Consider the following 10,569-nt stretch of genomic DNA (forward strand, 5'->3'; position numbering starts at 1 on the left):
TATAGTTTAGAGTAAACCTTTGGCAGACAGATAACGTTCTGCCTCAATTGCTGCCTTGCAACCACTACCGGCTGCGGTGATAGCCTGACGATAATGTGGATCGGCTACATCACCTGCTGCAAATACACCTGGAACGCCTGTTCGCGGTGAGTTTCCTTCTGTAATGATATAGCCTGTTTCGTCTGTTTTAACCCATGGCTTGAAGATGGCAGAATTTGGCTGGTGACCGATAGCCAGGAAGAAACCGTCGATAGCTATGTCGTAACGTTCTTCGTCTGCTTCACCCATTCGCTTTACAACGTGCATGCCTTCTACACCATCTGTACCATAAAGTCCAACAGCATTATGCTCAAATAATACTTTAATGTTCGGATGATTCAATACACGTTCCTGCATAATTTTGGATGCGCGTAAGAACGGCTTACGAACTACCAGATATACTTGGCGAGCAAGTCCTGCAAGATAGATAGCTTCTTCGCAAGCTGTATCACCTCCACCTACTACGGCAACGACCTTTTTGCGGTAGAAGAATCCGTCGCATGTTGCACATGCACTGACACCCATACCGGCATATTTCTTTTCATCTTCCAATCCCAGATATTTGGCTGTTGCTCCTGTAGAGATAATAACCGTATCTGCTGTAATTTCTTTTTCGTCATCAATCATGAAATGGTATGGAGCCTGGCTTAAGTCTGCCTTCGTTACGATGCCGTTGCGAATGTCTGTACCAAAACGTTCTGCCTGTTTGCGCAAATCGTCCATCAGTACAGGACCTGTTACGCCTTCCGGGTAACCGGGAAAGTTTTCAACTTCTGTAGTGATAGTAAGTTGTCCACCTGGTTGGATTCCTTCGTAGAGGACAGGAGAAAGATTGGCACGACTGGTGTAAATGGCCGCTGTGTATCCGGCTGGTCCTGATCCGATGATCAGACATTTTACATGTTCTGTTGTCATATTAAAATTGAGAAATTAAAAAAATTATATATTCATTTTTATTAATTGAACAAAGATACTTCTTTTTTCGTTTGGATAGACGTTTTTGACAGCAAACTAAGCTATAAAGAAACATTTTTTACGAAAGAAGCCCCGTCGGACTTTCGGCGGGGCTTCTTTATCGTTTCTTTAGTGGATTTATCGCATATCTATAATTTCTGCATTGGGATATTTTTTTGCATCGAAACGGAAATTAGTAATGTTTAGGTTACGATGTGTTTGATAGGAGGTTATATTGAAATCCTGTATATTTCCGTTGGATAGTTGAACACCAATGTATATCGGTTCATAGTTGGTTGATATGGAAAGTGTAATTGATTTGATTTCTCCTTTTTGTCGTGGGGTAAGAACTATTTCTTGTCCTTGTTTCCCGTTACGTGTTTTGGTTCCTGTGTAGCGATAGTTAAACAGGGCTTTATACGATGTTATCAAAGCATATGGGTTGACGCTTTGTAATTCTTCAGCGGAGGGATTGGATACAGTTACTTCCTCATTTTGTTGGGCATAACTCCACTGGGTTTTCCCATCGAACCAACTTTTTATTCCGGCGCAGTCAAGATAGAAGCAAGATCCTTTTAGTAGGAGTGTCCCTTTTTGTGTCCCTCCAAAAGTAAGGGCTATGCCTCCAGCCTTTTGATAGGCTGCTGCTGTTTTATCCAGTATGGCTTGGGCTTTTGTGTCCTTTTGTCCAAACACAACCGATACACATGTCGTAAATACCAGTATAAAGAAATAAATACGTTTCATAGTTGTTGTTTTATTAGTTCTTTAAATTACTCATACGCATATCCAGGTCATTTTCATCCATGCAGAGGACATCGCGTGCTTTACTTCCGTTAGCAGGTCCTACAATACCTGCACGTTCCAGTTGGTCCATGATTCTTCCGGCGCGATTGTAACCTATGGAGAATTTGCGCTGGATAAGTGAGGTTGAACCCTGCTGATGATAAATGACCAGTCGTGCAGCTTCTTCAAACAAGGGGTCCAGCCTGTTCATGTCCACATCTGCGGCAGCACTGCTTTCTGCATTTTCATCTACATATTCAGGTAATAAGAAAGCTGTAGGGTAGCCCTGTTGACGGCTGATGTATGCAGCTATTTTTTCTACTTCTGGAGTATCGACAAAAGCACATTGTACACGTACTGGGTCATTGCCTTGCAGATAAAGCATATCACCTTTTCCTATTAACTGCTGTGCACCCGGTCGGTCAAGAATAGTACGGGAGTCCATCATTGATGCTACACGGAAAGCAGCACGAGCTGGGAAGTTGGCTTTAATAGTACCAGTTATGATGTTGGTTGTCGGACGCTGGGTCGCGATTATGGCATGTATACCTACAGCACGTGCTAACTGGGCTATACGGCAAATAGGTAATTCTACTTCCTTTCCAGCTGTCATAATCAAATCGCCGAACTCATCGATAATGATGACAATATATGGCATGAAACGGTGTCCGTTTTCCGGGTTCAACTGTCTATTGATAAATTTGGCGTTGTATTCTTTTATATTACGGCAGCCTGCCTTACGTAATAGATCATAACGAGTATCCATTTCCACACACAGTGAGTTGAGGGTCTGGACTACTTTTGTTACATCGGTGATGATAGCATCGGATGCATCGGGTAACTTTGCCAGAAAATGTTTCTCGATAGGTGCATAGATAGCGAACTCAACTTTCTTCGGGTCAATAATGACAAATTTCAGTTCACTGGGGTGCTTCTTGTAAAGCAGTGAAGTTACGATGGCATTCAATCCTACAGATTTACCCTGTCCGGTAGCACCTGCTACCAGCATATGTGGTGCTTTAGTAAGATCTACCATAAAGACTTCGTTGGTAATAGTCTTTCCTAAGGCAACGGGTAGGTCGAAGGTTGTTTCCTGGAACTTCTTGCTTGCCAGAATGGAACTCATCGGTACGATACGAGGATTTGCATTCGGTACTTCGATACCGATTGTTCCTTTACCTGGGATGGGGGCTATAATACGAATACCCAACGCCGAGAGGCTAAGAGCAATATCGTCTTCCAGATTACGTATTTTAGAGATGCGCACTCCTTCGGCTGGAGTTATTTCATAAAGAGTAATGGTAGGACCTACACTTGCCTTGATAGAACTTATTTCAATGCCAAAGCTACGCAATACTTGGATAATACGGTTTTTGTTGGCATTTTGCTCTTCCATATCAATAGTAGGCTCATGGTCTCCGTATGAGTTAAGTAAGTCCAGCGTAGGAAATTTATAATGTTCCAAATCCAGACGAGGATTGTAAGGCTGATTTATATTGCCCTGATATTCTTCATCTTCTTCTTTGTGTTCGGTGTTTATTTCAAAGGCTGGTTCATTATCTTCAATTTCTTCTTCGATATCGGATAATGGTTCAGAAACAGGAATTGTTTCTTTAATCGGTGTGGATTTTACATTTTCCGTCTGGTGAGGAAGAGATTTTTCTATCGGGTCAAGTTCAATTTCTACCGGCTGAGGATCTTTATATTGTTCTGGTTCTGCTTGAATAGGTTTTTCTTTTTCCTCTTCTTCTTGAGTTCCTTTTTCTTCAGAAACCGTTTCTGCTTTTTGTTCCTCCACCTCTTCTTTATCCGCTTTTTCGTCTTCGGTTGTCACTACTTTATTATCTTTATTGTCGTCGTTCCCCTCTTGACTCGTTTTGTTTCGTTTGGGGAGAGATGGATGGAGGGCTTTACGTACTACATCGATTGTACCTTTAGTGAAAAATATACCGATAAATATACCTGTCACTAACAGGAGGAGAACAAGACCGGATGCTCCTACCTGAGAGCAAATCCATCTGCTGGCATTGTAACCGTGCAATCCTCCCGGGTAAAGAAATGAGTCTTCAAATGAGCCGCCGAATGCAAAGCCTAATGTTATGGAGAACCAGATCATCAGTGCCGTACAAGAAACGAACCATTTCCACAAAGTAAATTCGTATGCTTTCATCAGCTTCATTCCAGCAACGATTAAAAAGATTATGATGAAATATGCAGGAATACCAAAACAATCATTGATAAGGAACTGGGATAATTGGGCTCCCCGTGCTCCTGCATAGTTTTGTATGCGGTTGCCTGTCTCCAGTAATTCCCCTGGATCTGGATGCGACAGAATACTTTGATCGTTTCCTCCTGTAAAGAAGAAGGAACTGAATGCTAACAGCATGTACACGCCAAAGATGACGCATAGCAGGCCAATAATGAAATGGATGGTTTCGCCTTTGATGGCTGTCACTACTTTGTTGGGTATGCCAAACTTCCCTTCACTGGGCTTGTTATCTGTTTTTTTCTTCATGATTCTTATTCAATGTTCAAATTTGAACGCAAATGTACGAATATTTTTTGAACCCGTCAGTTGCCTCTGCTTATAATAAATTGTGGAGAATTATTTTTTTTCGTACCTTTGTCGCGAAATTCGTTTAATTATGGAAAAGAGTAATACCCCGATTATATTTGATAAAAATACCGTAGAATTTGTGACTGTTGCGGCAGAATTTTGTGGTTTTCTGGAGCGCGTTACTGAAACAAAACGGCGTACCTTTGTCGATAAGGTGCTTAAATTGCTGCCTTTGTTGTATTTAAAGGCTTCTTTATTGCCGGAGGGCGAGCGTATTGATGAGTTTGACCCTGAAACTTTTGTGACGGAGGGAGATTACGAACGTATTCGTGCCGGAGTAGCGGCACTGATGGGAGCAAAAGATGATTATCTGGACGTGTTCCTGGATGACATGGCTTATAGTGACACTCCTATCAAGCAGAATATTTCCGAAAATTTGGCAGATATTTATCAGCCCTTAAAGGATTTCATTTGTGTATATCAGTTAGGATTTGATCAGACCATGAATGATGCGTTGGTAATCTGCCGTGAACATTTTGCTGAATTTTGGGGACAACGTTTGGTGAATGCCATGCGTGCATTGCATGATGTGAAATACAGCAAACATCCCGATGATGAAGATGAAATGGACGACGAAGATGAAAATATGGCTTCTCCGTTTGATGCTGATGCCGGATATAGTGAGGACGATTTATACGAGGGACTGGAGGCTGGTGAAGATGATGGCTCAGGAGATCGTTGGGAGTGATTTACATGAGGAAAAATAAATGCATGGTTGTATTACATAATAAAATATCAAAACAGGATGTAGCTACGTTACCCAAAGTAAGTTTCGAGGGACGTATCTTCGTTATTAATACGGAAGCTGATGCCCGTAAAGCTGTCGATTATCTGAATACTCATTCTATTGTGGGGGTGGATACAGAAACACGTCCTTCGTTTCGTAAAGGAACAACGCATAAAGTCGCTTTATTACAGATTGCGACTCATGATACGTGTTTTTTGTTTCGGTTGAATCGTTTGGGCTTACCTGATTTTCTGGAAGAGTTTTTACAGAATGATGTTTTGAAAGTAGGTCTTTCACTGAAGGATGATTTTGCAATGCTTCGTAAGCGGAATACCAAAGATCCTCGAACAGGAAATTGGATTGAACTACAAGATTATGTTCCTCGCTTTGGTATAGAAGAAAAGAGCTTGCAGAAGATATATGCGCTGTTGTTTGGAAAGAAAATTTCAAAGACTCAACGTTTGTCGAACTGGGAGGCAGAGGTTCTGACTGAAGCCCAGCAAGCTTATGCAGCAACCGATGCGTGGGCCTGTGTGGAAATTTATAATTATTTGGACGATTTGCGTAGTACAGGATGTTATGAAATCGTGAAAATAGTGGAAATAGAAAATAACTAATTAAGATAATAAACGTGTCGTATAAAAAAGTATATCTGAAACCCGGTAAGGAAGAATCGTTGAAACGCTTTCATCCGTGGGTGTTTTCGGGTGCTATTGCTCGTGTAGAAGGTGAGCCCGAAGAAGGAGAAATAGTAGATGTGTATACATCGAAAAAAGAGTTTATCGCATGTGGTCATTTCCAGATTGGAAGTATTGCTGTGCGTGTATTATCGTTTGTGCAGGAAACGATTGATCATGCTTTCTGGGTGCGTAAGCTTAGTGTGGCAAAGGATTTGCGCGTGGCTTTGGGGTTAATAGGTAATCCACAGAACAATACATATCGTTTGGTACATGGTGAAGGTGATAATTTGCCGGGACTGATAATTGATGTATATGACCATACGGCTGTGATGCAGGCTCATTCGGCCGGTATGCATGTATATCGCATGGAAATAGCAGATGCCTTGTCGGAGGTTATGGGCGATGTTATCCAGAATATTTATTATAAATCGGAAACTACATTACCGTTTAAAGCTGATTTGCTTTCTACGGAAAATGGATTTATTAAGGGAGGTAGTCCGGAAAATGTGGCTATGGAGAATGGCTTGAAATTCCATGTGGACTGGCTGAAAGGACAGAAAACCGGTTTCTTTGTGGACCAACGTGAGAACCGTCATCTGTTGGAACGATATGCAAAGGGACGAAATGTTCTGAATATGTTTTGCTATACAGGTGGATTCTCTTTCTATGCCATGCGAGGGGGAGCCAATCTGGTACATTCTGTTGATAGTTCGGCTAAAGCTATCGATCTAACCAATGAAAATGTTGAGCTGAATTTTCCAGGAGATCCTCGTCATAAAGCTTATGCTGAGGATGCATTTAAGTTCCTCGATCGTATGGGTGACCAGTATGATTTGATTATTCTTGATCCTCCTGCTTTTGCCAAGCATCGTGATGCCTTACGTAATGCGTTAAGAGGATATACGAAGTTGAATGCAAAAGCTTTTGAGAAAATCCGTCCCGGAGGTATATTGTTTACATTCTCTTGTTCACAGGTCGTAAATAAGGAAAATTTCCGTAATGCTGTATTTACGGCAGCAGCTCAGAGTGGACGAAGTGTACGTATACTTCATCAGTTAACGCAGCCGGGAGACCATCCCGTAAATATTTATCATCCGGAAGGTGAGTATCTGAAGGGATTAGTACTTTATGTAGAGTAATTACAGTCGTTTAATTGATATATGACGGGTATGGATTTAACAGCTTTTAGTATTGATCCATACCCGTTTGTTATTGTTGTTACTCTTTAGTTATGGGACTATTTGTATTCGATTGGTGATGTGCCCATTATTTTCTTAAATATCAGATTAAAATATCCTATATTGGAATAGCCTAATTGGCAAGCAATAGAATACGGGGTATCCTTTCCTTTCAATAACATTTTTCGGGCTGTTTCCAGACGCTTAAATTGGAAGTATTCTTGAAATGTATTGCCGGTTTCAAATTTGATCAAGTCGTTGAAATAGGCAGTAGACAAACCTAAGTTCTCTGCGCATAGTTCAGACGTAGGCAGTGTACCCTCACGTAATTTCCCGGAATCAATATATTGATTAAGGAATCTTTCCATCTTTTCGAATATGATTTTGTTCTTGTTTTCCCGAGTGATGAATTGTCGTTCATAATACCGGGTACAATAATCAAATAATAACTCAATGTGATGTGACAAGATTGTACTGCTATAGGTGTCGATAGGGTGCCGTAATTCGTCTTCTATATTTTCGAGGCAGCATATTATTTTAGTCGTTTCTCGTTGTGAGAGATGTAAGGCCTCTTCTTCATGGTAAGCAAAAAAAGTATAGTTCTTGATATGGTTCTTTAACGAAGTTCGGAACAATAAGTCGGGATGAAATGCAAGCAGATAACCTTTATCGGGAAGGGGGTGGCTTTTACTCATGCGGAATATTTCTCCGGGAGCAAGAAAAAACATTGTAGCGTTGGAATAGTCATAATGTTTTCGTCCGCAACAACAGTCGTCCGGGCATTCTTCTATTAGAAGGACTGCATAAAATTCGAACTTCACAGTATCTTGTTTCAGATTGGGATTAGCGAGATTGATAATACTTACCTGAGGGTGTAATGTCTTGCATCCCAAACAATGGTTACATTCATATACTGTTTTGAAATCTAACATTGTTGCTTTTATTAGGTATTTTTATGCATGTCTGTTATTTTGTGTGCGATACTCGTTTGGAGTACATCCTACTCGTTTCTTGAACAGACGACACAAGTGCTGAGGGTATTGGAATCCTAATGAGTAGGCAACCTGACTGACGGTTTCTTCCGAATCGGAGATGCGCTCTTTAGCCAGTTCTATAAGTTTCTCTTGAATGTATTCTTGTGGGTTTTTCCCCGTTTCTTTTTTCAGCATGTCACCAAAATAATTGGGTGAAAGGCATAACTTGTCCGCAAAATATTTAACAGTTGGTAGTCCGTTCTGTTCTGCAAGCGTACCCTCAAAATATTCATTGAGGAGTTTCTCAAAGCGTGTCAGTGCATCACTGTTGATTTTACTTCTGGTCGTGAATTGTCGTTCGTAGAATCTCATACAGTAGTTTAGTAGTAGCTCAATGTGATTCACTAATAGTACTTTACTGTGTTTATCAATGCCATATTCCAGTTCCATTCGGATTATTTTCAATAAATCTTCTATGATATATCTTTCTTCAGCCGATAGATGCAGTGCTTCGTTTACTTCATAAGAGAAGAATGTATATTTTTTTATGTTTTTGCCGAGTGCTGTTCCCCGTAGCAAATCTGGATGGAAAAGAATTCCAAGTACATTTAGTTGTATACGCTCTGTGTTCAATGTCGTTTCTGTAGTCTGACCAGGAGCGAAGCAAACAACAGTTCCTTCTTGATAGTCATAAGTTTGGCGTCCGTATTTAATGTCGCATGCTTTTCCCATTTTCAGATACAAAGCATAAACGCCGTAATTCCAGTGGGTGTAGGTCATTTTACGGGTAGCTTTGTTCAGGTCGATGACGCTGACTAATGGATTTAATGTTTCGAGCCCATATAGTTGGTTGTATAAATCTACACTATTTAAATTGAGAATCTTATCCATAAGGCGATAGTTATTTCAAGACAAAGATAGGATAAAGTTTATACATCTGTATAACCCCAATTACAGATTGTATAACCGATGTTACAGATTTAAATCTACTTTAAAATGGAATAAAATGATTCCGTAATTCAGGTTATAACATCTGTAATTTATCTACAGGGCAGTTACTCTTTTCTTCTGAAATTTGCCTTGTTGAAAAATAGAAACTAATAATGATAATATGGCTAAAAAGATTTTGATTTTATCATCTAGTCCGCGTCGTGGTGGAAATTCTGATACTCTTTGTGATGAATTTATGCGTGGCGTAGTGAAAAGTGGAAATACTGCAGAAAAGATTTTTTTGCGCGATAAAACAATCCATCCTTGTTTAGGCTGTAGTGTTTGTAGTCTATACAAAAAACCTTGTCCGCAGAGTGATGATGCAGCTGGAATAATCGGTAAGATGCTGGAAGCTGATGTGATTGTTATGGCTACTCCTGTTTACTTTTATGCAATGAGTGCACAGATGAAAACATTGATAGACCGTTGTTGTGGTTCTTATATTGAAATGAAAAATAAAGAATTTTATTTCATTGCGACGGCGGCCGAAGATGATAATACGATTATGGATAGGGTTGTCGATAATTTTATGGGTTTCTTAGATTGTCTGGAGAACCCGGTTGTAAAAGACACTTTGTTTTGCGGTGGGGTGTGGCATGTAGGAGAAATAAAAGGCAAACCTGTCTTGGATGAAGCTTATAAGATGGGGATGAATGTATAATGAATCAATTATGTAGCGATGAAAGAAAAAATAATATATATAGTTTGTTTTATATCTATGATTATGAATACACTTTATGCACACGAGAATGAGAAAACTTTTCCGTTAAGTGATAAGGTAACGGTGGAAAGTGTTCGTTTTAAAAATCGTTTTGGCATTACATTGGCTGCCGATTTGTATAAGCCTAAACAGGCTGAGGGTAAACTCCCGGCGATAGCAGTTAGTGGTCCTTTTGGGGCGGTGAAGGAACAGTCATCAGGACTATATGCTCAGACTATGGCTGAGCGAGGATTCTTGGCTATAGCCTTTGATCCTTCTTATACAGGGGAAAGTAGTGGGGAACCTCGTTATGTTGCTTCTCCTGATATTAATACAGAAGATTTTTCAGCGGCAGTTGATTTTCTCTCTATTCGCGATGATGTGGATCCTGAACGGATTGGAATTATTGGAATTTGTGGCTGGGGAGGAATGGCTCTTAATGCTGCTGCCATAGATACTCGCATTAAGGCTACTGTGACTGTAACCATGTATGACATGAGCAGGGTTAATGCCAACGGATATTTTGATTCGATGGATGAAAATGCTCGATATGAACTTCGTAAGAAGTTAAATGCGCAGCGTACTATTGATGCACGAAATGGTTCGTATGCACGTGCCGGTGGTGTGGTTGACCCTCTGCCGAGTGATGCTCCTCAGTTTGTGAAAGATTATTATGATTATTATAAAACGAAACGAGGTTATCATAAACGTTCTCTCAATTCGAATGGCGGCTGGAATATTACTTCGGCACTTTCGTTTATCAATACCCCTTTGCTGACTTATAGTAGTGGGATTCGTAGTGCGGTATTGATGATTCACGGAGTTTAGTAGATGACAAAAAAATAAAATTCTATTGTTAAGTATTTAATTATCAATAGATTATATTTGCAAAAGTCCCTGAAAGTCAGTAACTTTAAAGAAAAG

Annotated in this window: 9 protein-coding genes and 1 pseudogene; 5 read left to right on the forward strand and 5 right to left on the reverse strand. The window is 40.2% G+C overall.

Going from position 1 to position 10,569, the window contains the following annotated elements; translation table 11 throughout:
* Positions 1-6: 6 nt before the first annotated feature.
* The 3 genes from trxB to ACZM60_RS09740 form a co-directional block, all read right to left on the reverse strand.
* Positions 7-954: a thioredoxin-disulfide reductase gene (gene trxB, locus ACZM60_RS09730; protein WP_021970951.1), complete on the reverse strand. Its 948-nt coding sequence runs from the start codon at positions 952-954 to the stop codon at positions 7-9.
* A gap of 177 nt (positions 955-1,131) precedes the next feature.
* On the reverse strand, positions 1,132-1,740 hold the full coding sequence (lolA1, locus tag ACZM60_RS09735) for an outer membrane lipoprotein periplasmic chaperone LolA1 (RefSeq protein WP_021970952.1): 609 nt from the start codon (positions 1,738-1,740) through the stop codon (positions 1,132-1,134).
* A 13-nt stretch (positions 1,741-1,753) separates the two neighbouring features.
* On the reverse strand, positions 1,754-4,294 hold the full coding sequence (locus ACZM60_RS09740; protein ID WP_489521400.1) for an FtsK/SpoIIIE family DNA translocase: 2,541 nt from the start codon (positions 4,292-4,294) through the stop codon (positions 1,754-1,756).
* A 130-nt stretch (positions 4,295-4,424) separates the two neighbouring features.
* Here ACZM60_RS09740 and ACZM60_RS09745 point away from each other — a divergent pair, with 130 nt between their 5' ends.
* Genes ACZM60_RS09745 through ACZM60_RS09755 form a run of 3 tightly spaced genes read left to right on the forward strand, consistent with a single transcriptional unit; the run spans position 4,425 to position 6,942 of the window.
* On the forward strand, positions 4,425-5,084 hold the full coding sequence (locus tag ACZM60_RS09745; RefSeq protein WP_340318443.1) for a DUF5063 domain-containing protein: 660 nt from the start codon (positions 4,425-4,427) through the stop codon (positions 5,082-5,084).
* Positions 5,085-5,107: 23 nt separating this feature from the next.
* Positions 5,108-5,740, forward strand: a complete 633-nt coding sequence (locus ACZM60_RS09750) for a 3'-5' exonuclease (RefSeq protein WP_021970955.1) — start codon at positions 5,108-5,110, stop codon at positions 5,738-5,740.
* A gap of 14 nt (positions 5,741-5,754) precedes the next feature.
* Positions 5,755-6,942 (forward strand): class I SAM-dependent rRNA methyltransferase, encoded by a 1,188-nt coding sequence (locus ACZM60_RS09755; RefSeq protein ID WP_021970956.1) that lies wholly within the window; start codon positions 5,755-5,757, stop codon positions 6,940-6,942.
* A 98-nt stretch (positions 6,943-7,040) separates the two neighbouring features.
* Here the strand turns inward: ACZM60_RS09755 and ACZM60_RS09760 are convergent, their stop codons facing one another.
* Together ACZM60_RS09760 and ACZM60_RS09765 are read right to left on the reverse strand one after the other, a co-directional pair.
* The gene (locus ACZM60_RS09760) at positions 7,041-7,913 is read right to left on the reverse strand and encodes a helix-turn-helix domain-containing protein (protein ID WP_489521401.1); all 873 of its coding nucleotides are present in this window, start codon (positions 7,911-7,913) and stop codon (positions 7,041-7,043) included.
* Between the two features lie 21 nt (positions 7,914-7,934).
* Positions 7,935-8,846, reverse strand: a complete 912-nt coding sequence (locus ACZM60_RS09765; RefSeq protein ID WP_489521402.1) for a helix-turn-helix domain-containing protein — start codon at positions 8,844-8,846, stop codon at positions 7,935-7,937.
* Positions 8,847-9,066: 220 nt separating this feature from the next.
* On the opposite strand from ACZM60_RS09765, the gene ACZM60_RS09770 reads away from it, so the two are divergent.
* Positions 9,067-9,606 (forward strand): flavodoxin family protein, encoded by a 540-nt coding sequence (locus tag ACZM60_RS09770; RefSeq protein WP_489521403.1) that lies wholly within the window; start codon positions 9,067-9,069, stop codon positions 9,604-9,606.
* A 57-nt stretch (positions 9,607-9,663) separates the two neighbouring features.
* Positions 9,664-10,467: pseudogene (locus ACZM60_RS09775) on the forward strand (alpha/beta hydrolase); the annotation flags it as partial.
* Between the last annotated feature and the right edge of the window lie 102 nt (positions 10,468-10,569).

It is taken from the genome of Phocaeicola sp. (assembly GCF_057861905.1).

Excerpts from the sequence above, each read along its gene's own strand:
- trxB (WP_021970951.1), bottom strand. The coding sequence starts at position 954 with ATGACAACAGAACATGTAAAATGTCTGATCATCGGATCAGGACCAGCC.
- lolA1 (WP_021970952.1), bottom strand. The coding sequence starts at position 1,740 with ATGAAACGTATTTATTTCTTTATACTGGTATTTACGACATGTGTATCG.
- ACZM60_RS09740 (WP_489521400.1), bottom strand. The coding sequence starts at position 4,294 with ATGAAGAAAAAAACAGATAACAAGCCCAGTGAAGGGAAGTTTGGCATA.
- ACZM60_RS09745 (WP_340318443.1), top strand. The coding sequence starts at position 4,425 with ATGGAAAAGAGTAATACCCCGATTATATTTGATAAAAATACCGTAGAA.
- ACZM60_RS09750 (WP_021970955.1), top strand. The coding sequence starts at position 5,108 with ATGGTTGTATTACATAATAAAATATCAAAACAGGATGTAGCTACGTTA.
- ACZM60_RS09760 (WP_489521401.1), bottom strand. The coding sequence starts at position 7,913 with ATGTTAGATTTCAAAACAGTATATGAATGTAACCATTGTTTGGGATGC.
- ACZM60_RS09765 (WP_489521402.1), bottom strand. The coding sequence starts at position 8,846 with ATGGATAAGATTCTCAATTTAAATAGTGTAGATTTATACAACCAACTA.
- ACZM60_RS09770 (WP_489521403.1), top strand. The coding sequence starts at position 9,067 with ATGGCTAAAAAGATTTTGATTTTATCATCTAGTCCGCGTCGTGGTGGA.